28 protein-coding genes and 11 pseudogenes are annotated in these 26,273 nt (G+C 61.8%); 15 read left to right on the top strand and 24 right to left on the bottom strand.

Going from position 1 to position 26,273, the window contains the following annotated elements:
- A partial coding sequence (locus N1058_RS22140; RefSeq protein ID WP_265519757.1) for a hypothetical protein occupies positions 1–198 on the bottom strand: 198 nt, incomplete at its 3' end.
- Between the two features lie 409 nt (positions 199–607).
- Between N1058_RS22140 and N1058_RS22135 the strand changes: the two are divergent.
- Positions 608–834: pseudogene (locus N1058_RS22135) on the top strand (arginase family protein); the annotation flags it as partial.
- On the opposite strand, the pseudogene N1058_RS22130 reads toward N1058_RS22135, so the two are convergent.
- The 3 genes and pseudogenes from N1058_RS22130 to N1058_RS22120 form a co-directional block, all read right to left on the bottom strand.
- Positions 833–1,360, bottom strand: a pseudogene (locus N1058_RS22130) (SulP family inorganic anion transporter); the annotation flags it as partial. The pseudogenes N1058_RS22135 and N1058_RS22130 overlap by 2 nt on opposite strands.
- Positions 1,361–1,483: 123 nt before the next feature.
- Positions 1,484–1,960 carry a cupin domain-containing protein gene (locus tag N1058_RS22125; RefSeq protein ID WP_265519756.1) on the bottom strand — a complete coding sequence of 159 codons (477 nt, stop codon included), beginning with the start codon at positions 1,958–1,960 and terminating at the stop codon, positions 1,484–1,486.
- Positions 1,961–2,002: 42 nt separating this feature from the next.
- Positions 2,003–2,560 (bottom strand): OsmC family protein, encoded by a 558-nt coding sequence (locus N1058_RS22120; RefSeq protein ID WP_265519755.1) that lies wholly within the window; start codon positions 2,558–2,560, stop codon positions 2,003–2,005.
- A 114-nt stretch (positions 2,561–2,674) separates the two neighbouring features.
- On the opposite strand from N1058_RS22120, the gene N1058_RS22115 reads away from it, so the two are divergent.
- The gene (locus tag N1058_RS22115) at positions 2,675–3,691 is read left to right on the top strand and encodes a GlxA family transcriptional regulator (RefSeq protein WP_265519754.1); all 1,017 of its coding nucleotides are present in this window, start codon (positions 2,675–2,677) and stop codon (positions 3,689–3,691) included.
- A 200-nt stretch (positions 3,692–3,891) separates the two neighbouring features.
- A pseudogene (locus N1058_RS22110) lies at positions 3,892–4,277 on the top strand (transposase); the annotation flags it as partial.
- Here N1058_RS22110 and N1058_RS22105 read toward each other — a convergent pair.
- The 3 genes from N1058_RS22105 to N1058_RS22095 all read right to left on the bottom strand — a co-directional run bounded on the left by N1058_RS22105 (position 4,249) and on the right by N1058_RS22095 (position 5,314).
- Positions 4,249–4,434 carry a recombinase family protein gene (locus N1058_RS22105; RefSeq protein ID WP_338040721.1) on the bottom strand — a complete coding sequence of 62 codons (186 nt, stop codon included), beginning with the start codon at positions 4,432–4,434 and terminating at the stop codon, positions 4,249–4,251. The pseudogene N1058_RS22110 and the gene N1058_RS22105 overlap by 29 nt on opposite strands.
- A gap of 18 nt (positions 4,435–4,452) precedes the next feature.
- Positions 4,453–4,713 (bottom strand): type II toxin-antitoxin system HicB family antitoxin, encoded by a 261-nt coding sequence (locus N1058_RS22100; RefSeq protein WP_265519753.1) that lies wholly within the window; start codon positions 4,711–4,713, stop codon positions 4,453–4,455.
- A 175-nt stretch (positions 4,714–4,888) separates the two neighbouring features.
- Entirely contained in the window at positions 4,889–5,314 is a 426-nt protein-coding gene (locus tag N1058_RS22095; RefSeq protein ID WP_265519752.1) for a VOC family protein, read from the bottom strand.
- Between the two features lie 262 nt (positions 5,315–5,576).
- Here N1058_RS22095 and N1058_RS22090 point away from each other — a divergent pair, with 262 nt between their 5' ends.
- From N1058_RS22090 to N1058_RS22075, 4 genes and pseudogenes are all read left to right on the top strand, one after another.
- On the top strand, positions 5,577–5,852 hold the full coding sequence (locus N1058_RS22090) for a metal-sensing transcriptional repressor (protein ID WP_265519751.1): 276 nt from the start codon (positions 5,577–5,579) through the stop codon (positions 5,850–5,852).
- 8 nt (positions 5,853–5,860) lie between these two features.
- Positions 5,861–7,180: an MFS transporter gene (locus N1058_RS22085; protein WP_265519750.1), complete on the top strand. Its 1,320-nt coding sequence runs from the start codon at positions 5,861–5,863 to the stop codon at positions 7,178–7,180.
- A 27-nt stretch (positions 7,181–7,207) separates the two neighbouring features.
- Positions 7,208–7,588, top strand: a pseudogene (locus N1058_RS22080) (HoxN/HupN/NixA family nickel/cobalt transporter); the annotation flags it as partial.
- A gap of 337 nt (positions 7,589–7,925) precedes the next feature.
- A complete protein-coding gene (locus tag N1058_RS22075; RefSeq protein WP_265519749.1) occupies positions 7,926–8,255 on the top strand; it encodes a rhodanese-like domain-containing protein in 330 nt (109 codons plus the stop codon).
- A 159-nt stretch (positions 8,256–8,414) separates the two neighbouring features.
- Here N1058_RS22075 and N1058_RS22070 read toward each other — a convergent pair.
- Positions 8,415–8,651, bottom strand: a pseudogene (locus tag N1058_RS22070) (hypothetical protein); the annotation flags it as partial.
- A gap of 201 nt (positions 8,652–8,852) precedes the next feature.
- Positions 8,853–9,116 carry a DUF4242 domain-containing protein gene (locus tag N1058_RS22065; protein WP_265519748.1) on the bottom strand — a complete coding sequence of 88 codons (264 nt, stop codon included), beginning with the start codon at positions 9,114–9,116 and terminating at the stop codon, positions 8,853–8,855.
- 154 nt (positions 9,117–9,270) lie between these two features.
- Between N1058_RS22065 and N1058_RS22060 the strand changes: the two genes are divergently transcribed.
- On the top strand, positions 9,271–10,143 hold the full coding sequence (locus tag N1058_RS22060) for a LysR family transcriptional regulator (protein WP_265519747.1): 873 nt from the start codon (positions 9,271–9,273) through the stop codon (positions 10,141–10,143).
- Between the two features lie 132 nt (positions 10,144–10,275).
- Here the strand turns inward: N1058_RS22060 and N1058_RS22055 are convergent, their stop codons facing one another.
- Positions 10,276–10,527, bottom strand: coding sequence for a hypothetical protein (locus tag N1058_RS22055; RefSeq protein WP_265519746.1), 252 nt, complete (start codon positions 10,525–10,527; stop codon positions 10,276–10,278).
- 273 nt (positions 10,528–10,800) lie between these two features.
- Here N1058_RS22055 and N1058_RS22050 point away from each other — a divergent pair, with 273 nt between their 5' ends.
- Positions 10,801–10,971: a hypothetical protein gene (locus N1058_RS22050; protein WP_265519745.1), complete on the top strand. Its 171-nt coding sequence runs from the start codon at positions 10,801–10,803 to the stop codon at positions 10,969–10,971.
- Between the two features lie 87 nt (positions 10,972–11,058).
- On the top strand, positions 11,059–11,337 hold the full coding sequence (locus N1058_RS22045) for a hypothetical protein (RefSeq protein ID WP_265519744.1): 279 nt from the start codon (positions 11,059–11,061) through the stop codon (positions 11,335–11,337).
- Positions 11,338–11,472: 135 nt separating this feature from the next.
- Here N1058_RS22045 and N1058_RS22040 read toward each other — a convergent pair whose 3' ends face one another.
- The 4 genes from N1058_RS22040 to N1058_RS22025 all read right to left on the bottom strand — a co-directional run bounded on the left by N1058_RS22040 (position 11,473) and on the right by N1058_RS22025 (position 13,483).
- Positions 11,473–11,982 carry a GNAT family N-acetyltransferase gene (locus tag N1058_RS22040; protein ID WP_265519743.1) on the bottom strand — a complete coding sequence of 170 codons (510 nt, stop codon included), beginning with the start codon at positions 11,980–11,982 and terminating at the stop codon, positions 11,473–11,475.
- 4 nt (positions 11,983–11,986) lie between these two features.
- The gene (locus tag N1058_RS22035) at positions 11,987–12,286 is read right to left on the bottom strand and encodes a type II toxin-antitoxin system TacA family antitoxin (RefSeq protein ID WP_265519742.1); all 300 of its coding nucleotides are present in this window, start codon (positions 12,284–12,286) and stop codon (positions 11,987–11,989) included.
- Positions 12,287–12,745: 459 nt separating this feature from the next.
- A complete protein-coding gene (locus N1058_RS22030) occupies positions 12,746–13,075 on the bottom strand; it encodes a YciI family protein (protein ID WP_265519763.1) in 330 nt (109 codons plus the stop codon).
- Between the two features lie 84 nt (positions 13,076–13,159).
- A complete protein-coding gene (locus N1058_RS22025) occupies positions 13,160–13,483 on the bottom strand; it encodes an ArsR/SmtB family transcription factor (protein ID WP_265519741.1) in 324 nt (107 codons plus the stop codon).
- A 282-nt stretch (positions 13,484–13,765) separates the two neighbouring features.
- Between N1058_RS22025 and N1058_RS22020 the strand changes: the two genes are divergently transcribed.
- Together N1058_RS22020 and N1058_RS22015 are read left to right on the top strand one after the other, a co-directional pair.
- Complete coding sequence (locus N1058_RS22020; RefSeq protein WP_265519740.1) at positions 13,766–14,428, top strand: YdeI/OmpD-associated family protein; 663 nt, start codon at positions 13,766–13,768, stop codon at positions 14,426–14,428.
- Between the two features lie 132 nt (positions 14,429–14,560).
- Positions 14,561–14,944: pseudogene (locus N1058_RS22015) on the top strand (transposase); the annotation flags it as partial.
- Between the two features lie 340 nt (positions 14,945–15,284).
- On the opposite strand, the gene N1058_RS22010 reads toward N1058_RS22015, so the two are convergent.
- Positions 15,285–15,410: a hypothetical protein gene (locus tag N1058_RS22010; protein WP_265519739.1), complete on the bottom strand. Its 126-nt coding sequence runs from the start codon at positions 15,408–15,410 to the stop codon at positions 15,285–15,287.
- Positions 15,411–15,588: 178 nt separating this feature from the next.
- Here N1058_RS22010 and N1058_RS22005 point away from each other — a divergent pair, with 178 nt between their 5' ends.
- A complete protein-coding gene (locus N1058_RS22005) occupies positions 15,589–16,392 on the top strand; it encodes an alpha/beta fold hydrolase (protein ID WP_265519738.1) in 804 nt (267 codons plus the stop codon).
- Positions 16,393–17,094: 702 nt separating this feature from the next.
- Here the strand turns inward: N1058_RS22005 and N1058_RS22000 are convergent.
- The 7 genes and pseudogenes from N1058_RS22000 to N1058_RS21970 form a co-directional block, all read right to left on the bottom strand.
- A pseudogene (locus N1058_RS22000) lies at positions 17,095–17,473 on the bottom strand (cupin domain-containing protein); the annotation flags it as partial.
- A gap of 2 nt (positions 17,474–17,475) precedes the next feature.
- Positions 17,476–18,099 carry an SDR family oxidoreductase gene (locus tag N1058_RS21995; protein WP_265519762.1) on the bottom strand — a complete coding sequence of 208 codons (624 nt, stop codon included), beginning with the start codon at positions 18,097–18,099 and terminating at the stop codon, positions 17,476–17,478.
- Positions 18,100–18,592: 493 nt separating this feature from the next.
- Positions 18,593–19,774 (bottom strand): Fic family protein, encoded by a 1,182-nt coding sequence (locus N1058_RS21990; protein WP_265519737.1) that lies wholly within the window; start codon positions 19,772–19,774, stop codon positions 18,593–18,595.
- A 396-nt stretch (positions 19,775–20,170) separates the two neighbouring features.
- Positions 20,171–20,899, bottom strand: a pseudogene (locus N1058_RS21985) (IS110 family RNA-guided transposase); the annotation flags it as partial.
- 117 nt (positions 20,900–21,016) lie between these two features.
- Positions 21,017–21,097 (bottom strand): annotated as a pseudogene (locus tag N1058_RS21980) (hypothetical protein); the annotation flags it as partial.
- Between the two features lie 113 nt (positions 21,098–21,210).
- Positions 21,211–21,465 (bottom strand): annotated as a pseudogene (locus N1058_RS24185) (N-acetylmuramidase domain-containing protein); the annotation flags it as partial.
- A gap of 618 nt (positions 21,466–22,083) precedes the next feature.
- Positions 22,084–22,293 (bottom strand): annotated as a pseudogene (locus tag N1058_RS21970) (hypothetical protein); the annotation flags it as partial.
- Positions 22,294–22,876: 583 nt separating this feature from the next.
- On the opposite strand from N1058_RS21970, the gene N1058_RS21965 reads away from it, so the two are divergent.
- On the top strand, positions 22,877–23,341 hold the full coding sequence (locus tag N1058_RS21965) for a hypothetical protein (RefSeq protein ID WP_265519736.1): 465 nt from the start codon (positions 22,877–22,879) through the stop codon (positions 23,339–23,341).
- On the top strand, positions 23,247–23,444 hold the full coding sequence (gene ccoS, locus N1058_RS21960; RefSeq protein ID WP_338040720.1) for a cbb3-type cytochrome oxidase assembly protein CcoS: 198 nt from the start codon (positions 23,247–23,249) through the stop codon (positions 23,442–23,444). Before N1058_RS21965 ends, ccoS begins: the two co-directional genes overlap by 95 nt.
- A 7-nt stretch (positions 23,445–23,451) precedes the next feature.
- On the opposite strand, the gene N1058_RS21955 is transcribed toward ccoS, so the two are convergent.
- On the bottom strand, positions 23,452–25,170 hold the full coding sequence (locus N1058_RS21955) for a SulP family inorganic anion transporter (RefSeq protein WP_265519734.1): 1,719 nt from the start codon (positions 25,168–25,170) through the stop codon (positions 23,452–23,454).
- Between the two features lie 77 nt (positions 25,171–25,247).
- Positions 25,248–25,505 (bottom strand): helix-turn-helix domain-containing protein, encoded by a 258-nt coding sequence (locus N1058_RS21950; protein ID WP_265519733.1) that lies wholly within the window; start codon positions 25,503–25,505, stop codon positions 25,248–25,250.
- Positions 25,506–26,273: the final 768 nt, after the last annotated feature.

The raw sequence follows: 26,273 nt of genomic DNA, 5'->3' as shown, positions 1-26,273 counted from the left end.
GAGGGTGACGCTGCGCGTTGCCGTGTCGGGCGCGCCGAACAGCGGCGCCGTCACCAGGAGCCTTTCCAGCACCGTCACATCGCCGTTCGTCTGCGACGTATCGGAAGCCTGATCCTCTTGTGCGAATGCCGCCTCGGCAAGGCTGACAGCGATAGATGTTAAGACAAAAAGCTGGACAAATGACAAACCAGTCCTCACGTCCCCCTCCTTTAAGAACAGAATGAGGCGCTGGCTGACTGGTAAGCTGGTTGGCTGGCGCAGGAAAAACCCGGCCAAATTGCCGGAGCGTGCCCAGCTAGCGATGTCCATCATAAAAAACAAGCCAAAGCATACCCCTTCACACGGTCTTCTGTGGCCCGATCGCCGACCGAAAATCGACTATGTCGAGGCGGTACTCGATGTCCGCAACTGACGGCAAGATCTAAATCGAGAACGTCAACACGCCGGGAAAGACCGAGCGTGTTGCGGCCCCGGCAGTCCTGGGCCGAAGGGGACCAGTAGCTTCGAGGCTCGGATCATCAAGAAGCGGACGTTCTGGCTCCATGGGAGCATCGACGTGATCCGACCCAAACACGGACCTCCGTGGGATTGGGCCCGACTTTGTGGTCTCGACATCGCGCTTGTCGGCGTACCGATGGACCTGGGCGTGACGAACCGCAACGGAAGCCGCTCTGGCCCCCGCGCGGTGCGTACCATCGAGCGGAGCGGCCCGTACGATCACGTCCTCAGATGTGCACCCTTCGCTTGGCGGCCCTGGACGGGGTGCTCGACCCCGAGCGGACTATCCAGATCGGCATCCGCGGCGGCGCGGAGTATCTCTGGGAGGTCTCCTACCGCCGAAAGCCGTGCCGATGGTGGCGACCGGCAGGCCGAGACCTACGGTCGCCAGCCCGTCACCGCCACGGCGATCAGCATGCCCGGCTAGTGCGGCCGCACCCGCTTGAGGCCGACGATGAGGGCGATGGTCGCCCCGGCCAAAAGACGGTCGCGGGATTTGCGGTCGGCAGGCCGGACCACAGCACCGGCAGTTTCTCGATGAGCGGTCCCGGCTCCGCCCCGCTGAGCCGCAGGCCCAGGAGGTCCTTGATCTGGCAGGCGAAGATGATGACGGCGATACCGACGGTAAAGCCGACCGTCGCCGATAGGGAATGAACTTGATGTAGGTACCGAGCCGCAGGAGGCCGACGGCCATGAGCATCAGGCCCGACAGGATCACGGCGAGGATGAGCCCGTCCATGCCATGCGCCTGCACGGTCGCCGCAACGAGCACGACGAAGGCGCCCGCCGCTCCACCGATCTGGAACCGGCTGCCGCCGAGCGCAGAGACGAAAAAGCCGCCGACGATGGCCGTATAGAGCCCTCCGCAGGATACCATTAAAGTCTCGTCGCGTCGCGACGAGCGATCTCGTCAATTTCTTCGACGCTGTCACCAACGCCCCCCGCGCCTGCAGCTGTGCGCCGGCGCGGACGAGTTGATCAGCGTTCAGTGGCAGTTTTCTGCTCCCGGATCATCGATCGGGTAGAGAGGCTTCTCACCTTCCGGCAGCAGGAACGTGACCACGAACTGCGCCGGCTCATCGCCGATGTTGACAATGTCATGCCTGTGACCGGGAAAATCGAAGAACGCCTCGCCGGCTTCATATTCGACGCGGGTATCGCATTCGGCGCTATCGAGCGAGGCAAGCTTGCCCTTGGTCACGGCCACCAGGGCATAGCCTGGATGGTAGTGGAAACCGACAGCCGAGCCGACCGGCATATCGCCCACCACGGTGACTATTTCTTTCTTCTCGCTTTCGCTGACTGACATACCAATCTTGCCCTGATGGCCGCTATAGGTTCCGGCACCGATCGGTTTTGCGGTGAATTCACCCGCTGCTTCGCCGGCCAGCGCTCCAGTGGCGGTCGTGCCCGCGACCAGCATGGATACGGTCAGGCGCAATGCTTTGGTTTGAATGGTCATGGCAACAATATCCTCACTTTGTTCGATTCCGCTCGGGATCGGCTACTGCACTTTCGGAGCAGCGTTCGCGAAGGCGGCCTCGACCGCTACTGGCCGGGTCACGGTATTGAAGACGGGCGACAGCGCCTTTGTCGCATCGAGGATATCGGAAAGCGTCTCGGGACTTGCATCCGATTCCACGCGATAGACCAGTTTCACGTCCGAAACGGCGGGCGAGACGGGCTTGAGGCCAAAGAATCCATTGAGGTCCATCTCGGCCTGCACGTCAACTTCCAGGCGACTCAGTGCCACGCCGCGCACGGTCGCTTGGGCGGCGAAAGTTCCAGTCATGCAAGCGCCGAGCGCCGCGAGCAGCGTTTCGACCGCCGTTGGGCCGGTGTTCTGGCCGAGCAATTCGGGCGGATGATCGCCGCGCATGGTAAAATGGCGAGGCATCCTCTGCCCGAGTTGCTCGATGTCGAGCGTCCGCACGTCGAGACCGAACGCGCCGTCCCACGCGACGCGGCTGCGCCAGGTCAGAACACCGGCTTCCGGCTGCTGCCGGACGCCTTCGACAGCTTCGGATATATGCTCGACGGTCCACCCATTGACTTCAGTCATGGTCCAGCTCCCTTTCTGAAAATTTGATGACCGCGAGAGTGCCAGTTGCCGCTTCGGCAAACGAGTGTCAGACTCGTCAAGATCGATCCATTTGCGCCAAGGGAGGAATCGAGGATGCGCCCGGAACCCGCGCCACTCCATGTCAGTCTGGTCGCGACACCCGACGCACAGGTGTCGCCACTGAGCGGGATCTTCGAGACGCTCAGCGCCTTCGGGCTGCTGGAAAAGTTCGAGCCCGGCGTACCGCGGCGACCCTTCGTGGTCGAAATCGTCGCCGGAAGCACCGAACCGACGATCGGGGCGAGCGGGCTGCCTTTCAGCGCACACCGATCCTATGAAGAGATCGACCAGACCGATATCGCCATCGTGCCCCTGATGATGGTGGAAGGACCAGACTGGATCCGCGGACGCTTTCCCGGACTGGTCGGATGGCTGCGGGCGATGCATGACCGCGGCGCGACCTTGTGCTCCGCCTGCACTGGCGTCTTGCTACTTGCTGAGACCGGCCTGCTCGACGGCCGCGAGGCGACCATCCACTGGGCGTTCGCGCCGACCTTTCGTCGCAACTTTCCCAATGTGCGGCTGAGGACCGAGGAGGTGCTGATCACCGCTGGCGAGCGCAGCGAGTTCGTCATGACCGGCGGCGTCATGTCCTGGCACGACTTGGTGCTTCATCTGATCGCGCGCAAAATCGGGCCGACCGCAGCCCATGCGATGGCACGCTTGCTAATGTTGCAGTGGCACGGTGAAGGCCAAGCGCCTTATTCCACCTTCGCGCCAGTCATGAGCCACGGTGACGCGTTGGTGCTGCGCCTGCAGCAATGGCTGGAGAAGCACTACATGATCGCCAATCCGGTCGAGGAGATGGCCCGCGCGGCGGGGATGCCGAGACGCAGCATGGAGCGTCGCTTCTCACGAGCAACAGGGCTGTCGCCGATCGCATATGTGCAGGCCCAGAGGATCGAGGAAGCGAAGCGTCAGTTGGAGCGCACGATGAAACCGATCGACGAGATCAGCTACGATGTGGGCTACGAAAATGCCGCATTTTTCCGCCGGCTGTTCAAGCGCAAGATCAACCTGACACCCGGCGCCTATCGGCGGAAGTTCGAAATGCCAAGGGTCCAGACATAGAGTGAGGCACAAATGTCCGCTCGTAAAGAACGCGCTCTCATCTTGCTTGATCGCCGCATCGCATAAGACCCTCATTAGAGCGTCTTATGCATGACAGGCAATCTGATGGGCTGGCGGGTGCAGCTTAAGCGTTTGATATAGCGTAGGATTCGGTTGTTTAGGTCAGTCCTGTCGACCACATCTCGCGAGCCACACCCACCATGACCGACGATACGTTGTTGCCGTTCAGTTTTCCAGCCGTAGGACGCAAGAAGATCACATCCGCGTTCGACGGCGGCCGCATCACCTCGAATGGCGGCGTCTGCAACTGGCCGACAGGCTTGCCCCGGCGATCCATGATCCGCGTGATCCGGACAGCGTGACGCACGCCGTGGTCGATATTCTGCGCGCCCGCATCTTCGCCATCGCCTGTGGCTACGAAGACGCCAACGATCTCGACCGGCTCCGCTTTGACCCGGCCTTCAAGTTGGCCTGTGGGCGGTTGCCCGACAGCGGGCTTGACCTCGCCTCGCAGCCGACCTGCTCGCGGCTGGAGAACCTGTCCGACCTGAGGACCGTCATCCGCTTGGGCCGGGTGCTGGTCGATTTCCGGTGTTCGATCCCGATATGGCCGCGTCCTCATAACCGACGATTTCCCACCGCTCTTGGGCAGCGCGTTTCCGGCAAAGCCTGAACTGGTCCTCAAGGGACGCTTCGCTCTGGTTATCGGAGGAATAGCGGGCATAAAGGGCTGCACGGGTCATGGGCGGCGCTCCGTTCGGTCAATCCTTGATGGCATCTTCCGGCGCCGGTGGCACATCCGTTGCCCGGTCCAAAAGCCTCATCAGATCACCGCGCTTAGCCGTCCCAGCACGCGCGTTCAGAAAATCGCTGGCCGTCTCCACAGCGCCGATCTTCTGCGCGACCGCCGAAGTAATCCACTGATTGAGCGACACGCCGTCCTCCATGGCGAGGCGCGCTGCGGTGTCCTTGAGCGAGCGCGGCAATTGCAGCGGGTATTTGTAGCGTTCGGTCTGCGTCATCTGTTCAGCCTCCTGATGATCTTTCCCGGCGTTGCGATAGTGACGCCCAGCTTGAGCGCCGGGCGAAAATCCCTGGGCCGAGCGCGCGGGCGGCCGCCGATGCTCGGGTTTGGGCATCATGCATCCGATGCAAACGCAGTGAGGAGAGCGGTAAAGCTAGTCCTGCTCTGATGAGCTAGCTGTTCTGCGTTCCAGGTTCCGGAAATACGAGCTCCCACAAATGACCATCGGGATCAGAAACGTAACCGGTGTACCCTCCCGAGGCCTTGTCCATCGCTGCTTTCGCTCGTGCGGAGCCGCCATGCCTTGGTGCGGCCTCCAGCATTGCATCGACCGCCTCTTTCGTCTCCATCGCACAACTAATGACCATACCGGCATTCTCGTTTGGAAGCTGCGCGCCACGTCCGGCTTTCTTGCTGTAGGACTCGAAGGCGCCTCTCTCCATCAGGAACAGCGAAAGATGGGGAAGCTCAAGCGGGATGATTCTGTCTTCGATTTCCGCGCCCGGATACCCGAATACGTTTCGATAGAATGCAAGAGTCCGGTCCGGATCGCTGACCGGTAGGCAGAGGACGGTCGTTTTAATATCGCTTGACCTCATGTTCCTTCCTTTCAATTCTGAATACCCCGATGTGGCGCCTCGTCTAGCCGCTGAATCGGGCGAAATCGGAACATCGCACCTGGTGATGCTCGACCAGTTCCGGCCGGTCGAGCAGATATCGGTCGTCTTCGGGGAAAATCCAACCATAGGCAACATGTCCGCCCGCCATGGTGCCTAAGGGCATGAAATGCGAGCGGTAGCCCGTCTCGGTGATGGGGAGCGAACCTTGACGCTATCCTCCCGGAGAGGATAGGCCAGATGCATGACCAACACGACCCATGCCTCCCATCCCGCCATCGTCAAGCGCCTGAAGCGCGCCGAAGGCCATCTGCGCAGCGTCGTCGCGATGATCGAAGCCGGCCGGCCTTGCCTCGAGCTCGCCCAGCAGCTGCACGCGGTCGAGAAGGCCATAGGCCAGGCCAAGAAGACGCTCATCCGTGACCATCTCGATCACTGCCTCGGCGACGCCGCACAGGCCTTGCCCGCCGGGCAGCAGCGCTCGATCGCGGAGTTCAAAGAGATCACGAAGTACCTTTAGGTCAGCCAATGCTCGGCATTCTCGCAAACCGCACCTATCGTCATCTCTTCGCCGCGCAGGTGATCGCGCTGATCGGCACCGGGCTTGCAACCGTCGCGCTCGGGCTTCTGGCATTCGATCTGGCCGGCGGCGAGGCCGGCGTGGTGCTGGGAACGGCACTGGCGATCAAGATGATCGCCTATGTCGGCGTCGCGCCGGTGGCCGCCGCCTTCGCCGAACGGCTGCCCCGGCGTGCCATGCTTGTGAGTCTCGACCTCGTGCGGGCGGGCGTCGCGGTGGCTCTCCCCTTCGTCACCGAGGTCTGGCAAGTCTATGTGCTGATCTTCCTGCTGCAATCGGCATCGGCGGGCTTCACGCCAACCTTCCAGGCGACCATCCCCGACGTCCTGCCGGACGAGAAGGACTACACACGGGCGCTGTCCCTGTCGCGATTGGCCTATGATCTGGAAAGCCTTTTCAGCCCGATGCTCGCAGCGGCCCTTCTAACGGTGGTGAGCTTCCATGCGCTGTTTGCCGGCACCGTGATCGGTTTCCTGGCCTCGGCGGCGCTGGTCATCTGGGTTCAGCTCCCGAGCCCGAGGCCTTCCGCGCCGCGCCCGATCTACGAGCGAACCACGTGCGGCTCCCGCATCTACCTCGCCACTCCGAGGCTGCGTGGCCTGCTGGCGGTCAACATGGCGGTCGCGGCCGCCGGTGCGATGGTGATCGTCAACACGGTGGTCATCGTGCAGGGAGGGTTCGGACTGTCGCAGCGCGCGACCGCGCTGGCGCTGGCAGCCTTCGGCGGCGGATCGATGATCGCCGCACTCGCCCTGCCAAGGCTGCTCGAAGCCATATCCGACCGCGCGGCAATGCTTGCAGGCGTGCTCCTCATGATCCTCGGTCTCGTGACGGGATCCGTCGTCTCAGGCTACCAGGTCCTCCTGCTGCTCTGGTTTGTTCTCGGCCTCGGCTATTCGGCGGCGCAGACACCCTCCGGCCGGCTGCTGCGGCGTTCCTCGCATGCTGAAGACCGGCCCGCCCTGTTCGCGGCGCAGTTCGCACTGTCGCATGCCTGCTGGCTCGTCACCTATCCGCTGGCCGGATGGCTCGGCGCCTCTGTCGGGCTCACCGCGACATTCCTGAACCTGGCCGCGGTCGCGGCCGCCGCCCTCGTGGCAGCCGCCCTTGTGTGGCCGGCTTCCGATCCGGAAGTCGTCGAGCACCGGCATTCCGGCCTTCCCGAGGATGATCCGCACTGGGCGAAAGGATCGCGGCGCGGTGAGCATCGCCATGCTCACGCCTTTGTAATCGACGACCTGCATCCGCAATGGCCGCGCGAGCCATGACCGGCGAAGAGTGACGATTGGGCACACATGCTGCAATGGGTCATTGAGGTCCAATGCGAGATCTACCTGACTTTCGCCGAGCGCATAGGCGCATTCGCCGGCGGCGGCAGTTGGACCGCGCTCGCCGCCTTCCTGCCGATGGGCACCGTGTTCGGCGCCGTGCACGCCATGACCCCGGGGCACAGCAAGTCGGTGCTTGCTACCTATCAAGCGGGTTCGTCCACGGGAATGGCGCGCAGCCTGATGGTTTCGCTGGCGCTGTCTTTCACGCATATGAGCATGGCCATCCTGATCGCGCTGCTGTCGCTTCCCCTGGCGTCGATTGCGTTCGGAAGCGTCGGCCGGGCACCATGGCTCGAGGATTTGAGCCGTGGCCTATTGGGCGTCATCGGCCTGTGGATGCTGTGGCATTTGCCGAAACGCTATTAGGACGCCAACTCCCCTGCCCGTAGGCTTCTGTTCCACGTCGCCTATGGGGCGTTCTGGGCCGTCGCCTTTGTCCAGTTATTCCGCCACAGGCTGAGCATTCGCAACGCTCTGACGCTCGGACTGGGGCTTTGGGTGCTCGTGCTCGTCATGTTCTTTCCGATCGTTGGCTGGGGGCCTTCTGGGGCTCGCGGTGACGCCGAAACTTGTCGTCGCCTCGCTCGTTCCCCATCTCCTGTTTGCCATGTTTCTCTGGGGCTGCTTGCAGGATGGCGTTCAAACTGCGCGCGGCCGTGCGGACCAAGAAGAGGAGAGCAGAATGGTTGAGAAGATATCGCGCGAGGACCTCAAGGCCAAGATCGAGTGCGACAATGATTTCGTGCTCGTCGACACCCTGCCGGCGACCGCCTACCGCAAGGGACATTTGCCGGGCGCCATCAGCATCGTGTCCGACGACATTGTCGACGTTGCGCCGGAGCGTATTCCCGACCGCAATGCCGAGATCGTCGTTTACTGCGGCAACGGTCCGTGCAAGCGATCGTCCCTTGCCGCCGAGCGGCTTGAGAACCTAGGCTATACCCGTGTCCGCGACTACCATGAGGGCAAAGCGGACTGGATCGAGGCGGGCCTGCCGCTTGAGACGGATTGAACGCCTCCGGGCACATCCAGATTTCAATGTCTGCGTTATATCGCATCAGTCGGGCGTTGGGTTCCGCGTGCGTAAAGCAGAACGCGAAGCCTTGGCAGCGCGGAACAAGCTCGCAAGGGAGTGCGTAACCAAATACGCTCACTTGCGCTGACCGCTTTTCCCGATGCCGGGCAAGGGCTCCGGCGTATCGTCCGTCAGCAGATCGTCTGCAACGGCCGAAAGCCAGAGGAGATAGAACAGTCGCAGATCGCCTTTGAAATCGCCCTATTCATAATGATTGGTGAAGCTTGTCGCCGTAATCCGCGCCCGCGTGGACAGGCCGCGCAGTGTCTCCTGGTCGGCCTTGGTCAGCGGCCGGTCAACAGCTTGAACCTCGTAATATTGAAATTCGCTCATACAATAGATCGCAATGCCTCCAGCAGCCATCAATCAGCCGATTGAAAAGGTAAAGCCCGCCGTCATCCAAGCCCTCTGCACCCGCCGTCTCCGATGCTGCCGGCCGGGTTGGCCGATTCCAACTTGGCCACAATGCGAGCACTGCCGTCCGGCACCAGCCAGCGTAGTTCCACCAACAGTGTGTTGCCCGGACGGCCCGGCTCAGGGTGTGAGATCGAGCGCTGGGACCACCCTGCTGTAGGGCAGTCCTGCCTCGTCGTTCAGCCGTTTCACATCGGCGTCGGAGGCTGCATCGAACAGGCACATACAGCGGCCATCCTCGGGCGCGAAGGTCGAGCGGATGTAGCGGATGGCGGTGCCGCCCGCAGACATTTCCTCCGCCTTGCCGATCGCGGCTTTCTGGGCGCCACCCAAGGCCTCCATGCTGATGCCCTTCAGATCACGTTCCACCATGTAGACTGACATTTGTTTTGCCCTTTCGGTTGAGAAGTCCGTCATTATGCGCGCAAGGCCACGCTCCGGGAACGACCGAGTGGTGATGGATCGATAGCCGACGGTTATCGAAAATGATGCTAGGCTGCCGCTGAACGTGCCTGCGGCGGGAGGATCAGCGATGGAGATGTTCCAAGTAAGATATGTGCTGGCAGCGGCGCGTCTGCTGAATTTCACCCGGGCTGCAGCGCAGTGTAACGTCTCGCAGCCGGCCCTGACTAAGGCGATCAAGACGCTGGAAGCCGAACTCGGGGCGCCGCTGTTTCATCGCGAGGGTAAGAAGATCCTGCTCAGTGATTTCGGCCGGACACTGCTGCCGCATCTGCAGCTGATCCTGAACGAGACCGAGGCGACCCGGACCCTCGCCGACAATTTCCGGCTGCTCAACAATGTGCCGGTCCGGCTGGGCGTGATGTCCACTATCGGACCGGTCCGGCTGTCGCGCTTTCTGGCCAAGTTTCAGACCGATCATCACGGCGTCGAAGTCGCCGTTACCGAGGCCAGCGCCGAGGATCTGAAATCTCGACTGGAAAGTGCTGAGCTTGATCTGGCGGTCCTGAATGTCTTGGACAACCAGCGGGGCGTCTTCACGGTGCATAATCTTTATAGGGAACGATACGTGGTGATCTTTCCGCCCGACCACCGGCTTGCCAATCTGACTGCGATCAAGCTCTGCGATCTGTCGGGCGAACCCTATGTCGACCGACTGTCTTGCGAGATGCGCGAAATGGTGATGGCGGTCTGTGCGGCGAACAACGTAACGCTCTATGCGCGCTTCCGATCGGAGCGGGAGGACTGGGTGCAGGCGATGGTGCTGGCGCGGATCGGATTTGCCTTCATGCCGGAATGCTCGGTCACGCTGCCCGAACTGCTGCAACGCCCCCTCGTCGAGCCGGAGGTCAGCCGTACCATCTCGATTCTCAGCATCCCAGGACGCCCCTACAGCCCGGCGACCGCTGCCATGCTCAGGGCCGCAAAATCTTTCCAGTGGCCTGGGTAGCGTGAACGAACTGGCCTGCTTGTAAAGGACGATGGCAGCCTGATCGTCCGGTTTCATGCGGCAGGCTGGCCCGAGATTGTCGGTTCCACTGATATTCCCGTGCAATTTGCATTTCCTGCATCCATTTAATGGTTAATAACCATCGAAAAGGAAGAATTTAGAATTCCCAATGCCATTGCCGACCGGGACGGCACACCGGCGGGAACGATCGAGCGGGCGAATCTCGGGCTGAAAATTGCCAAGCAGGTCCAGCACCCGCTCGGTCTCGTCCCGGAACCGGGCCAGTTCCTGCAGCCAGTTCCGGGCGCCGCCGTCCTCTTCCCCCTTCCGGCCGGAATCCAGCAGCGCCTTCTCGATGCGCGCCTGCGCGTCCGGCGGCGGCATAAAGAGAAGAGTGAGATGGTAGCGGCTCTCGAAGTGGCGGCCCTGCCGTCCCTCTTCAAGGGCCGCGCAGCGTTCCTCATCGACGAGCCATGTGGCCGCATCCGGAAGTCGGATTGCGGATAATCCAGCGCCTCAAGCCTGACGCGCCCGTGTCGCGGTGAGCTATCCTGAACCCTATTTGGTGGCCTTTCTATCTGGCCCTCCCGTTTGGTGGCAACTCGATCTTCCACTGACAGCCTGAAAACCCTGCATACTCCGATTCAGGGATCGGCAGTGCGCGCCAACCAGATGGAACTGAGCAACCAGAGCGACAGCAATAAAGCCGATGATTCCACGGACCAGGAATCCGTATGTTTCGACACGCAACTGCTGCTGCTGTGGATCGCCGGATTGGGCGCAGTCTTTGCGGTCTCGGTGATAGTTCTTGTCAGCATCTTCTTCTGAGCGTTCGACGTCAGCGGCGTGCCTGCACTGAAATGCGCGACATTTCCCAGTTACGACCCACACGAAACACGAGAGATGGCGGATTGGATGGCCAGTTCGGACAAGTACCGGAAAGTCATCCAAAGCACGATGACCCGCTTGGCTTCCAAGGCACGCGCCTGCGGAATTCACGTCGTTATGATCACGCAGCGGGCCGCTCAAGATGCAATCCCGCCCGGCATTCGGGACAATTTGGGAAACCGTTTGATTTTGAAGGTAGCCAGCGAAGCAGGAGCGAACCTTGCGCTCGGTATGCGAGGTGCGGAGCGGCTGCTGGGAAAAGGGCGTTTGGCCGCTCGGCTTAATGGCGAACAAGCCGGCCGGTGAGGAGTATTTCGTGGTACAGGTGCCCTTCGGTTCCACCGAGGAACTTGCGCGTTGCGCTGAAGCCGTCATCAAAGGCGTCACTAAAGGCGCTAAGTGAGCCATCGCAGGTTGCTGACCAACAGATTGGCCCGCCGCCTACGGGCCAGTGTCAGCTAGCGAAGCAGCAATCGCAGAGATCGGGCGGAACAGAACAAGCGGATCGTCTTTGGAGGGCAAGAAGCCGCGTCGCTGCCAGAACTGGGCAGCCTCGGCATCGACAGCGTTGACCATCAGCGCGCGGCCGCCGACGAGAGCAGCCGCCTCCACACAGCGCTGCAGTGCGTGCTTCAGTAGCCCCGTGCCGATCCCCCGACCGGCCCAGGCCGTGTCGGTGGCCAGTTGGCCGAGAAGGAGACAGGGAACCGGGTCTGGTGGCTGACCTGTACGGATCGAACGGGGCGACGCCGAAGGAACAACGGCTGTCGGTGCTAAGCCGTAATATCCGACGACACGGCCGTCGTCGTGGACGACCATGACAGCGGTGAAGCCTTTCTCCTGGTTGGAAAGCGCCCTGGTCCTTAGCCAGTGGTCGAGCGTGGGCTTGCCACAGGAGAACTCGGAGACATCATGCGCAGCGGTGAGCGGTTCGGGAGCCGATAAGGGCAAGGCTTCACCGCTTGGCGACGTAACCGGCTTCCCAAGGGGCCGGCCGATCGACCAGTTCGACAATCTCGGGAACCGGCGCGGCCGGGGCTGACAGCACTTTCATGAAATCGGCAAAGCCCTCGGGGCTCATACGGATCAGCCGGTTTTCCATGACGACCTCTTCGGCGGCGCGAACGGCGGCATCACGCACGAAATCCGTGCGCGAGCGGCCGCGCAACGTGGCTGCTCGATCGATCATCGCGACATCCGACTCCGGCAGTCGCATCGAGATGGGATATTCCTTGCGGTCGGCTGTGGTGGCCATGAGTCACCTCCAATGAAGCGCAAGATAATGCCTTGTAGCGCGAAATGCAATACGTTATGAAATGCAAGAACGGACATTGTGCCGAGTTCGCGCGTAACCATGAGGAGATGCCAGGCGGAGTTCATATGCGTAGCGCGCAGAATCCGTGGAGCCGTGATAGGTTATTTCGCTATGCCAGCGCCCGCTATAGTGCGCCGCCATGCGGTGATGCGCGAGGGCCGGCGAAACGTGGCCAAATATTCGCCATTCAATTCAATGTTTGATCCAATAACCGTCCTGGCCAGCCCAAATGCCCTCCTGGCAGCGGACATTGAGCGCAATCCTTCTTCGTACGGTTTTCACAAGACGAGTTTAGGCGCGATCGCCGACAGGATGGGCCTCTGCCCCTGAACTTCGAGACCGGTGACTATCTCCTGCGCGTTGTTGTTGAAGACGATGCGAGGCCGAGGCGGTTGGGGATCACACTTTCACCGGCCGGATTTCGACTGCGCCGTAGCGAACGTCCGGGACGCGCTCCGCGATCTTGATGGCAGCGTCCACATCCTCGGCATCGATCAGGAAGAAACCACCAACGCGCTCGCCAGTCTCGACATACGGGCGATCTGACGTGGTCATCTCGCCATCGCGCATTCGCACCGTCGTGATGTTGGCGGGCCAGGTGGCCGTCCCGCGATTGACACCATTGCTTTCGGTCAAAAATGCATTGAGTTCGCCATAGCCTTTGCCGTGTGCAGCTTTCTCCTCAGTTGTGGCCGCTTCCAGCTTTGCGTCATCTTTATAGATGAGCATCAAGTACAACATGGTGCTTCTCCATCTGAATGTGTGTTTTAGGACTTGACCGCGCTTCGGCTCGTCGCATTTGCCGAGCACTTCTCATTGATCCATGCGCTTCAACAGGTCTTCGAGTCGGTCGAAGCGATGTTGCCAAAACCCGGCCATCTGGCGTGTCCAATCGACCAGCGGAGCCAGGGCATCCAACTGCGCACTGTAGTGCGTCTGTCGACCTTCGTGGCGGTCGCGCACCAGCCCAGCTTGCTTCAAGAGCCCAAGATGTTTCGAGACGGCTGGCTGAGAGATTCCTGCGCCGGTTGTTAGGGCTCCGACCGTCTGCTCGCCATCGCGGCAAAGCCGTTCGAAGAGACCTCGGCGTGTGGGATCGGCGAGCGTTCTGAAAAGCAAATCTGGCCTTGTTGACATCTCATAATCACCATATAGATATTCATAGACTCATATCTCATGAGTTATGAGTGAGTCAACGCCCCGATTCCGAAGGTGTGATAAAGTTCACTAAATCAGTGGATATAAAGAATTTTATGTCTATTGGCTGTGCGCGATCGTGTCTCCATCGCGGAATACATAGGGCGCGAACTGTGTTGATAGCATCGAATTACATAGCTAACTGGCTATCATAGCGCAGGGCCGGTCTAACGGCTGTGTGCCTAGTGTGAGCGCTTGCGAGGCAGGAATGGAGGCATAACGATGACGACAGAAAGATCGCCAAAAATTGATGAGCACATTGCCGGCGCCGAAAAGTGGCGAAATGAGTTCGAAATGCTCCGGCAGATTGCGTTGGGCTGCGGACTTGCCGAAGACTGGAAATGGAACTCGCCTTGCTACACGCATAACGACAAGAACATCGTTCTCTTGCAGGGGTTCAAGGAATACTGCGCGCTACTGTTCTTCAAAGGCGCGCTGTTAATGAAGCACGAACAGGTCCTGACAAAGCAATCGCCGAACATGCAGGCGCAACGCCAAATCCGGTTCACCAAGTGCGATGAAATAAGAGAGATGGCATCGGTTATCCAGGACTGCATCTACGAAGCGATCGATGCTGAAGTTTCTGGCCGAAAGATCGCACCCACAGCGACACGCGACCTTCCCGTCCCGCCAGAATTTCAAGCCCAGCTACGAGCCAACCCTGCCTTGAAAGAGAGCTTCGACGCCCTGACCCCAGGCCGTCGCAGGGCCTACCTCCTGTACTTCAGCGCCGCCAAGCGATCCCAGACACGCGAGGCGAGAGTTGCCAAGCATATCGGCAGGATTCTAGAAGGGATGGGCATAGACGATTATGTGACCCTCGTTGAATCACCAAAGCGCGCCGACCAGCCGTCTGAGTGGGTCGTGCCCCGGCGGGTGGTGTAGCACGGCGGTAGCGAAGCCTCTCGCGAGCGCGCCCTCGACAGCGCTGTAGCGAGCGAGCGGCGTAGCGGCGGTCATCGATGTTCTTCGGTAGGGTTTGGTTGTTGACACCAACCTGATTCGAAGGAAGCACCGATGGCCGACAACATGATGGACCTGCGCGCGCTCGTAGAGAAGACCCCGGACGCCGATATCCTACGCGACATGATCGGCTTTGCCGCCGAGCGGCTGATGGAGTTGGAGGTGGGGGCCGCGACCGGCGCCGGCTATGGCGAGAAGAACCCGCTGCGCACGGCGCAGCGCAACGGCTACCGCGACCGCGACTGGGAGACGCGGGCCGGCACCGTCGAGCTGCGCATCCCCAAGCTGAGGAAGGGCTCCTACTTCCCAAGCTTCCTGGAGCCGCGCCGCATGGCCGAGAAGGCCCTGACCGCCGTGATCTAGGAAGCCTACGTTCAGGGCATCTCGACACGGTCGGTCGACGACCTGGTCAAGGCCATGGGCATGAGCGGGGTGTCCCCCCAAACCATGCCAACAGATACGGTAAGGCCTGACCGGCCACGAGTGCCGCCACGAGGCTGCCCATAAGCGCACCACGACGCCGGATGGTCCATCCGACCGCGATCTTCATCGACACAGGCCATGTCCCCGCCATTAGGACTCCCGAAACGAACCATAGCGTTATCGCGGCGGGCCCACCGATCGGTACCGCCAACATAAGGAGGTTCAACACGGCGATGGTGAAGGCACAACCAGCGAACAGGTAGCGCGGGTCGACGCGATCCGGCAGGCCAAGGAGTGCGAAGCAGAGTGCACCGATGCCAAACCCCGCTGGGACGACGCTGGACAGCCACGCCAGTTACATGTCCGAAAGCCCCGCCTCGGCCGCCATGTCGGGCATGCTGGCCGCCGCCATGAACCACAGGGACATTCCTGATAGCGTGGCGACAAAAAGAAAGACCATACTGAGCGGCTGGCGGTCCATCCGTGCCCTCCCGGGAGGAGTTTAGCCCGAAATCCAAAAAAACGAACCGAATAGAGGTCGCTTCCGCATTTCTCCGCGCTCAACGTGAACCGCATGGACCCATACAAATTGTTGGAGTATTTTTCGTCATTCACTTCGTTTCATGGATGATGCTAGCACCGTCAGGGCAGAAAAAGCGATGACCGTCGCGCAATTGCATTCCGTGGAGGTCGATGGGCAAACCATGAGCTACCGTGAGGCGGGACGGGGGCCTGCGCTTGTGCTCCTTCACGGCTTCTTGTGCGATGCTCGCGTTTGGAGACAGCAGCTACTACATTTGTCGGATCAGTTCAGGGTCGTCGCCTGGGATGCGCCTGGCGCAGGGGCATCTTCAGATCCACCGGACACGTTTACGACGGAGAACTACGCCCACTGTCTGGCAGAATTCTTGGAGGCCGTCGGGATTGCGCAGGCGCACCTCCTTGGACTGTCGTGGGGTGGCATACTGGCGCAGGAATTCTATCGTCTCTATCCGCAACGCGTCCGTTCCCTTGTTTTGGCCGATACATATGCTGGCTGGAGAGGCTCGCTCCCTGAAACAGCCTGCAACGAGCGGCTAAGTGCCTGCCTTCAAGATGCAAGCGCACCGGCCGAGGCGTTGGTCGCCAAGTTCGTACCAGGCGTCTTTACGGATGCTGTCCCGCAGCAGGTAAGGGACGAGTTCTCGACCATCGTCTCCGAGTTTCACCCGGTCGGTTTCCGGCTCATGTCGTTGTCCTCCGCCGAGGTCGACACCAGAGATCTGCTGTCAACCGTCGATGTGCCCACGCTCCTGGTGTGGGGTGACGATGACCGGCGCAGCCCCCTTTTCGTGGCGAAGCAGTTCCATGCGGCCATCCCCGGCGCGGAACTTGCGATAGTTCCAAACGCCGGGCACCTGAGCAATATGGAGCAGCCTGACCTGTTCAATGAGCATGTCCGTCGCTTTTGCCTCTCGGCATGATGGAGATGGTATGCGGGAACGGGCATAACAGGTCGATGGCTCACAAGATCATATGCTGCAACGCCCGGTAATTGAGTTCTTCTCTGCCGTTTAGCTCGACGGGATCAGCGGCGGATTACCGCCCTCCAGCTCTGTTGCCGTTGTGCCCACGCAATGTCCTGCTCGAGCCATTGTGTCCGTAGGCTATGCCAACGGATCGCAAGAGAGCGGCCGCTTGTTAGTAACTTCGCCTCGATTGTGATTTTTCGTGTAATAGGCCTTTTGGACGAAAAAACGGGGTCCCGTTTCCGCGATCATTGGCAGCAGGAACGTGCCGTTGTGCGCGGTCGCCCAGATTGGAACCCCGCGACCCTCACTGCGAAGACGATGGAAGTAGTCCCCAAGGCGCTTGCGTTGTCGTTCTCGACGATGTTTGCGCTCGAGAACACGATCGGCCTCTATGAGGGCCGCGCAGCGCGCTTCGAGACGGTCCATCTCCTCGCGCGCAGCGAAGATATCGGAAGCGAACTCGGTGACATAACGGATCGACCAAGCCAGCAGCGGCGATATGATCGCTTCGGGAATGCGCGGTGTCCGGTTCTCGCGGACATGACGATAGCCAGCGACGCGAGCTGGTGCGCGTCCGGCCCACGGCTGACATGACAAGCCACCGGAGGGAAGATAGTCCCGAAAGGCGCGCATTCCAGGCAGCGGGTTAGCGTGCTTGCCTTCGCCTGGCCGCCGGACAACGCGTTCCTGATCATCGTTTCGGAACTGCCACAGCTTCACGAAGATGGTGCAGCCGTCTCGAGTCCCCGGCGCATGGCCCGTTCCCGGCGGGTTGCGGACGTAGGAGCCTGCGGAAAGTCCCCCGTTTCGTCCTGGAAGGTACCTTCGAGGACGAAGAACTCCTCGCCGCCGGGATGGCCGTGATGCGGAAACCGCTCCCTACCGCATTACGCACGATCGATGTCGCACGGACCTTCTCGTCGCCAATGCGGAACAGCATGCGCCGGTCCACGCCCCGGGTGGGGCTGGCGACCCAGTCCAGCTTTGCGGCATGAACCACGGCCGGCACGCTCAGGTGGTCATTCAGATGCATCGTCAGATCTCCCCCAACCCACCATCGACGGAAATCTCGGCGCCGAGCATGTAACTCGAATTGTCGCTTGCAAGAAAAAGCACAGCCGCCGCGATCTCCTCAGGCTTACCCATCCGCCCGGCGGGCACTTTCGCGCCAACCTTCTCCGCGTAAGTCCTGAATTCGTCCTCAGTTTGGCCCGGGGAACGGTGTATTGGCGTTTCGATCGGGCCAGGGCTGACCGCATTGACGCGGATCTTCCGGTCAACGAGTTCGGCGGCCAGCACGCGCGTGAACGAACGGACGGCGGCCTTCGACGCCGACAGCGCTGCGCGGCCGGCGGTTCCGACATGGCCCAGCCAGGAGGTGTTGAGGATTATCGAGCCGCCGTCAGCCATGATCGGCAGAACCGACTGGACGGTGAAGAACACGCCCTTCACGTTGATGTCCATCAGCCGGTCGAAGCTCTCCTCGTCGGTTGTGCCGATCGGGGTGCCGTAGGCGACCCCGGCATTGGCGAAGAGGATGTCAAGCTTGTCGAATGTCGTGCGCACGGTCTCGGCCATCGTCTTCAGGTCGGCGAGGGAGCGCACGTCGGCGCGGATCGCCAGCGTGTCGCCACCGATTTCCTGGCGTGCCGCCTCCAGCTTGCACAGAACGACTGAAATTGTCGTAGTTTACAAAACCGTCTGAAGATTGGTCATGAGAAGTGCCGATCCTCGATTGAAAAGGGATTCAGTATGTCCCAAAGCCACTTTATCAGGCTGGATGTCTCGGCCCGAACCATAGATCTCTGCGTCGTCAATCAAGATGGCCAGGTTATGCGAACGGATTGGAGATGTCCTCGCGCCCAAAAACGAAAGCCCCGTCACGGGTTCTCCGGGCGGAGCTTTTTCTCATAAGCCCTTATTATATCTCACATTTCATGGAGTTATAACGAAAGTGGTTGCGGGTCCTCTCCTCTCACCCCATGCTACTCCAGATGGAAACAGCGCTCCTTGGAGAATTATTTCGCATAGCAGCGTAGGAAACAAAACAAGCCCAACGACCTCACACGCGTTGAGTTGTGCTTTTATCAGCGTGGCCCATTTTCTGGCGCAATAGCTGTCGACCGAGAGATGGGGCGGCCGACGGAAGATTTCAGGTGGCGGCAGGCAAAGGATCGGTTCCCTCGCTGAGGATCGCGAGATAGCGCTGGTAGCTGAACACCCGCCCCCTCTTGCGCCCGGTGATCTCTTCAACCATGCCCATCTTCTCCAGGTCGGCCAACGCCGCATTGACTGTTGGCGCCGACAGGCCCGTCTGCTGGACAAGCTGGTTGGAGGTCAGGAACGGGTTTTGCTGAAAGAGGTCGTGGATGCGGAGTGTCGAGGCTGCACGGTCGCTTTCGTTCGTGATCCACTCGCGATCCTCTTTGAATAGGTCGACAATCCGGGTGGCGGCCTCGAAAGCCTGGTTTGCGGTCTCGGCCACCCCTGCGAGGAAGAAATCGAGCCAAGCCTCCCAGTTGCCGTGCTCCCGCACTTCCTGCAGCAGCCGATAGTAGTCGGCACGATGCGTCTTCAGATAGAGGCTGAGATAGAGCAACGGCTTGCGGAGCACACCATTGACACAAAGATACAGTGTCACCAGAAGGCGGCCGATGCGGCCGTTGCCATCGAGAAACGGGTGGATGGTCTCGAACTGGACATGCAGCAGCCCGGCCTTGATCAGCGCAGGCAATCGCGAGCTATCCTCGTGTATGAAACGCTCCAGCGCATCGAGGCAGGCATCGAGTTCGGTGACAGGCGGTGGCACATAGAGCGCGTTGCCCGGGCGCGAGCCTCCGATCCAGTTCTGCGAACGGCGGAACTCGCCGGGGTCTTTCGTGCCACCGCGCGCGCTTTGCAGCAGCCGGGCATGCATCTCGCGGATCAGGCGCAACGACAGTGGCAGTTCTTCCAGCCGCTCCAACCCGTACATCATCGCATCGACGTAGTTCGACACCTCGCGGATGTCGTCGATCGGCTCCCCGGCCTGTGCCTCGGTCTCGAAGCGCAGAAGGTCGGTCAGTGTGGATTGCGTCCCCTCGATCTGGGACGAAAGCACCGCCTCCTTGCGCACATACATATAGAGGAAAAGTTCCTGGCGCGGCAGCAGCATGGTAATGCCATCCAGTCGCCCGAGCGCGCGCTCAGCGAGGCTCAGCCGGTCCAGAAGAGCCAGCACATCGATCTGTGGCTTCGGCGGCAGAGGCGGTGGAACGAAGGCGCGTACGATCTCGCCCGCGACAGGGGTTTCGACATATCGGCCAAGGCGCTGATTTGGGTCGGAATCAGTCATAGGGCCATCATGGCAGCGCGGCGCTATTTAAACAATCCTATCGATACTTAAATAACGGAGAAGCTAACGTAAGCGAGCTTAAATAGGCCTCGTGGCTCTCGGCCTACTCCAACGGAAGGATAAAGCCGTCCGATCGGCAGTGCTTCTGTAATGGGCCTTTGCTCGTCAAGTCCCTTCGAGTGATCATCACGCCGCCAGGATCATGCTTCTGTCCGTGGTCAGCACGAAGACTGCCACACTATGCCATCAGATCCAGAGCCGGCAGGTCAATCTAGGACGCGTGATTTGCCGAAGCTTTCACAGCACTACTCCCGACCTTGCCAAGCCCTCGTCCCAGCGACGGGACCTCGAAGGAGCAGAGCCTAAGCTGGCCTGCTCCGCTTCCCTGTTTCTCTTTTACGCGGTCACGATCTCCTTGCTCCAACGGAACGCGCTGGCATCCACCCACATGCGGTGGAGGACGGTGGCAAGCTTGCGGGCCAGCGCCACCTTCGCCCGTTTCATGCCGCGCCGCTTCGCCACGTCCATCGCCCAGCGTTTCAGGGCGGAGAACCTCGAGGCGCGCGTCAGCATGATATGCGCCGCTTCATAGAGCGCGGTGCGCACCATGGCATCGCCGACCCTGGTGATGCCGCCGTCTATGTCGGTCTCGCCGGACTGGTATTTCTTGGGCGTCAGTCCGAAGTAAGCACCAACGGTTCGGGATTTCGCAAACCGCCCCGGATCGTCGACCGCCGCGCGATAGGTGAGCGCAACAAGGGCGCCGACGCCGGGCGCGCTCATCAGCCGCTGGCAGACAGGATCAGCACGGGCGATCTTCAGCATCGCGCGGTGCAGCCGGGTAAACTCATTCCACAATGCAGCCCGTGCCTGCAGCATCGCGCCGATCACTGTCCCAAGCATGTCATGGCCTTCGATGAGATCGCGAATGCGCGCCTCGAAACGCCCCCGGCTCACCTCGCCAACCTTGAGCCCGTAACCGCGTAGGATTCCGCGGATGCTGAGCTCGACGTCGAGCAGCTTGGCCTGCAACAGCTTGCGGCCGACCAGCAGTGCCCGCACCTCCTGGGCATCTCCAGACTTGGCGTGCACAGGACGGTACCAGCCCATGCGCAGCACCCGTGCGCCCTTCGAGCCCATGCGCAGCATGCCGGTCGCGGCCGAGACAGGAACTTTGCCCGAGATTCGCCTGTAGGCAGCCGCCATTTTGGTGTGATAGCTGTAGCGCGCGAAGGCGGAGCCATTGTAGCCGCGGGCGAAGGCACTGAAGTCCTTGCGCCGCAGCCCGTCGACCAGCCCGGCTTTCTCGACATAGCGCGCCACGAGTGGCAATCTGGCCGCCGGCGCTCTTGCGCGCCAGTGCCACCATCTCGTCGACACTGGCGAAACCCAGCTACTGCCAGTGCGCGCCCATCACCTCGCCGATGCCCCCAGGACACTGATTCAAGCGCGGCCTGCTTGTCGATCGCCATGGCGCGGGCGAGCATCTTCCAGCGCGCCGCTTGGCTGTTCGGGTTTTTCACCCGGCCGGCACTGGGATGCGCCAACCCTTCCCGCCGCGCCCTCGCCCGCTTCTCACCGACCAGGCGCTGGTCGAAGTAATGCCCTCGAAGCGGATCAGCGGCTCGTTTCGGCCATTTACGGATGCGAACACCCGACCGGCGCTCTCCACTCCGGCGACTGCTAGCCACGCCGCGGTATCGGTTTTCGTGCGCGCAGCAATGCGCTCGACCGCGCGAACGGTCGCTTCATCGAACAAAGATATCCTTTCAGGTGATGGGTTTGTTAACGCGCGGTTACGCAACGTGAATTGGGGCTGGGGGTAGAATCCGTCACCAGGATGTCGCGGCGGACCTTCGGGGCGGGGGCCGCCGCGGGGGCCGGCATCTCAGGCAATGCTTCCACTCACTCCCCGGAAGCACCGGCCCCTTTTCGCTTTGGCGGGCACCGTGAGGGTCATTGGATTGACCTTTCAGCTTGTCGGGAAGTGGCGCGGAACCTCTCTGGTGCGCGCAGCCCACTGCTACATGCTGAGGGAACCAGGTTTATTCGCAGGGGTTTGATTCACAATGGGCTAGCTGACAGACGTCCCTTCCATGCCTCAGCCCATTGCGGCCGGTCCAGGGCTCCCTCTGGGCCGGTCCTTTCGTTTGTGCTTGGCGGCACGCACAGCCTACGGAACGGTCTTGCTGAGAAAGCGGGTGCGCAGCGTGAGAATGGCGGACGTCACCGGATCCAGTGTTGGGCTATCGGCGGTAGACGGCTCGAAACACGTCGCCGAGTGGGCGCGTGGCGACCGTGCTACGCAGTCACTCGAACGGCGGCAATTCCGCCATGAAGTCCCGGACCGTCGGCACCGATCGAAGCCCCTCCTGCACCTTCTCAAGCTCGGCCGTCGCATAGGCCCACACCGCCGAGCGCCAGGCAAAGAGCGCCGTGGCCTCCGCATCGTACACAGGGTTGGGATCGCCACGATAGCCGATGGCCGTGTGGATGCCGTAATACCGGCGCTCCTGCGCCCAAGGCACTTCCCCTCCCCGTCCGCCGCGAGCCGGCGCTCGGTCGTGCATCTGCACGGCCGGGGCCGAGGCCGCCACTCCATTACGGGTCATCTCTCCGCTGGAACCACACCCAGCACCGTGATGCGGCCGGCAGCCGTCAAACTCGGTCACGCGAAGTCGGTCCGGTCCGTCCAGCCCGAACTCTTTTCGGCAGACGCCGTCGTCATAGTCCGGCTCCTCCCGGGTGGCGACAGCCACATCTGCGAGACGGCCGGAGACCTTGACGCTGCCGACGCATCCGCCGGACTGGGCGGCAATATCGGCCAGGAAATGTCCAAGGCGCGACGGATTCGGCTGCACCGATGCCGAAATCTCGACTTCGCCGGCCCCTACCACTCTCCAAGCAAGTCTGAGCCCGCCGCATCCGCGCCTGACCAGCTCAAGCAGGCAAGGGCCGCTCCCGCCGCCAAAACGCCAACAGAGGCGGGGCAGTCGCGGCCGCCGCGCGACAGCTCGGCATCGAGACCTACCGGGCCGCGATGCTGCCGGCCGACAAGGTGGCCGGCTGGAAGAACTGCGCAGGCAGGGCCGCACCCTGCTGATGGTCGGCGACGGTTTGAACGATGCGCCGGCACTTGCCGCCGCGCATGTCTCCATGGCTCCGGGCAGCGCCGCGGAGGTGGGGCGCAACGCCGCCGACACGGTCTTCTTCACCGGGGCGCTGAGCGCCGTCCCCGTGGCGCTTGCGACGGCCCAACGCGCGGCAGTGCTGGTGCGCCAGAATCTGACGATGGCGGTGGCCTACAAAATCGCCGTCCTGCCGCTGGCGCTGGCCGGCCATGTCACGCCACTGATCGCCGCCATCGCCATGTCCTCCTCCTCGATCCTCGTCGTCGCCAACGCGCTCCGGCTGCGCGCGGAGACCCAGGCGCCGGCCGCCGCACCCGCGCCGGAACCGGCCGGGGCCGTGCATGAGCCATCTCGTCTGGCTTGTCCCGATCGCCATTCTCATGGGCATCACCGCCCTCTTGGCCTTTCTCTGGTCGTTGCACGAAGGGCAGTATGAAGACCTCGACGGCGCGGCCGTGCGCATCCTCATCGACGAGGACGAAGACCGCCCCCTCCGCGAGGGGATGCCGGGCCGGGGGCAGGCGCGGGACACAGCTTGAACCTAACTCACGCTCCGCGCGCGCCTCGCGCCTTTTTCACAGCGTCCTCGATACGGCTTGCATAGCGCACGAGGGGCGGCTTCACGCCATGTGCGAAAAGGTCCCGGCGCATCCGACGCGCGGTGCCGGTCAGATAGATCTTCACGCCGCGGCGCGCCGCCTTGCGGGCAAGCCCCTCGATCGTGTTAGCAGCCGTGGAATCCACGAAGGGCACGGCGGAAAAGTCGATCACCAGCGCGCGATAGGAGTCGGCGATCCGGTCGAGCACGGAACCGATGGAGGCGGCGGCGCCGAAGAAGAAGGCCCCGGAGATGTGGTAGACGACCACATCCGGGTCACTGCCTGCCGCCTCATTATAGGGCCCGCGTCCGCCATTCGCGTCATCGGCTTTGTCCTCTACGACGAAGGGAAGCCGCGCCTCGACGGCGGTCGTCTTCGACATGCGGTGGATGAAAAGGATAGAACCCAGTGCGAAGCCGATGACGATCGCCTCCGTCAGGTCGCGGAAGATCGTCAAGGCGAAGGTGACGAGCAGCACCGCCGCATCGCCGCGCGAGGCGCGCAGCAGGGTGACGAAAGCCTGCTTCTCCACCATGTTCCAGGCCACCACGGCCAGCACGCCGGCCAGGCTCGCCAGGGGAATGTAGCTTGCCAGCGGCGCGGCGACGAACACGAAGAGCAGGAGAAAGACCGCGTGCAGCATGCCGGCGACCGGCCCGTGGGCACCGGCACGCACATTGGTGGCGGTGCGGGCAATGGTGCCCGTCACACAGATGCCGCCGAAAAGCCCGGAAGCGATATTGGCAACCCCCTGTGCCACCAGTTCGCAATTGGAGCGATGGCGCCGCCCCGTCATCCCGTCGGCCACCACCGCCGAAAGCAGCGATTCGATCGAGCCAAGCAGCGCGAAGGCGACGGCGCTCGGCAGCACCGCCTGCACCTTCTCAAGATCGAAGGCGGGCAGCGCCGGAATGGGCAAGCCGGAAGGGATACCGCCGAAAGCCGTGCCGATGGTGGCGACCGGCAGGACGAGACCTACAGTCGCCACCCCCGTCACCGCAACGGCGATCAGCATGCCCGGCCAGTGCGGCCGCACCCGCTTGAGGCCGACGATGAGGGCGATGGTCGCCCCGGCCAGAAAAATGGTGGCGGGATTTGCCGTCGGCAGGCCGGACCACAAGACCGGCAGTTTCTCGATGAGCGGCCCGGGCTCCACGCCGCCGAGCCGCAGGCCCAGAAGGTCCCTGATCTGGCTGGCGAAGATGATGACGGCAATGCCGGCGGTAAAGCCGACCGTTACCGGATAGGGAATGAACTTGATATAGGTGCCGAGCCGGAGCAAGCCGACAGCCATGAGCATCAGGCCTGACAGGATGACAGCGAGGATGAGCCCGTCCATGCCATGCGCCTGCACAGTCGCCGCAACGAGCACGATGAAGGCGCCCGCCGGCCCGCCGATCTGGAACCGGCTGCCGCCGAGCGCGGAGACGAGGAAGCCGCCGACAATGGCCGTATAGAGCCCCTGCGCGGGCGCAGCGCCCGAGGCGATCGCGATCGCCATGGACAGTGGCAGCGCCACGATGGCCACGGTGAGACCGGCTACCGCGTCGGCTCGGACGCTGGCGACAGAATAGCCCTCGCGCAGGATGGTGACGAGCTTCGGCGTGAAGAGTTCGGCAAATCCCGGTGCGGGCCTGGGGCACGTAACAATGGTGTCGGCGGTCATGATGTCCGGCTGCCTTGACGAAAGGCGGCGGGATCGTCGGCTCGGAGTCGGCGGTCGCCGTCGCTGAACGGATCGGGTTACTTCGGTGCGCTCTCCTTGAGACGGACGCCGCGACCGCCGCCAAGGCTCTGGGCCCCCTCGCCGATGAGCTCGACGCCGGCCCGGTCCAGCGCCTCGACGATCTTCGTCAGGCTCTCGACGACACCCCTGACATTGCCGGGGCTCGCTTCCATGCGCTGGATGGTAGGCACCGAAACTCCGGCAAGCTCCGCCAGCCTCTTCTGGTCGATCCCGAGCAGCGCACGCGCCGCCCTGAGCTGTGCCGCGGTCATCATGAGTTGTTCCCGTTCAGGAAAGCACGTTGCATATCTAGAGCCCTATATATGATGTGTAAAGTATCATGATAAAAGTTCCAAGTATGAGGCGTGCACGTAAACGTTGTCTGCATCCCGCGCCCTCGCGAGTGCAGTTGGTTGCGGGGTGATTAGAACCTACAGAATAACCCTTTGATTTTATCAGAGCCCAAAGGAGCAATTCAGCGGAATACAACCCTAAGCCACTGAAAACATTATATCATTTCTTACTAAAGTCGTTGGGAACGCAATTGTCGTTGGCCGGCTGACCGATGTCTTCCCGTTCGAACTCTGCTTCGTCTTCCATGCCGTTCTCCAGAATGATGTGCGTTTAGGCTCAACCAGCACTTCCGAGCCGTTGCTGTCGTCTAGGTGCACCCGATTTAACAATTTGATCCAATAACCGTCCTGGCCAGCCCAAATGCCCTCCTGGCAGCGGACATTGAGCGCAATCTGGTCGAAGCACGCTGAAAAGGTCTGGAATTGCTGCTAGGGTGGCTCGTCCCGAACCTCACCGCTATGGGGAGGAATATTGATGCGAGGCACTGAAAGGGAAAAATCCAGCGCTCTGTGCACGGAGCTCGAAAGCGGCCGCGATTGCTTTGAGCATCATGCCTGGGCCGATGCTTTCGATGCCTTTTCGCGTGCCGACAGGGACACATCCCTCTCAGCCGAGGATCTCGAGCGGCTGGCCATATCGGCCTACCTGACCAATCGGGACGAAGACGCCTTGCATGCCTTCGATCGCGC

This window comes from Nitratireductor luteus (assembly GCF_026162365.1).
Classification (GTDB): Bacteria; Pseudomonadota; Alphaproteobacteria; order Rhizobiales; family Rhizobiaceae; genus Chelativorans; species Chelativorans luteus.
This window is presented reverse-complemented; position numbering and strand designations above follow the sequence as displayed.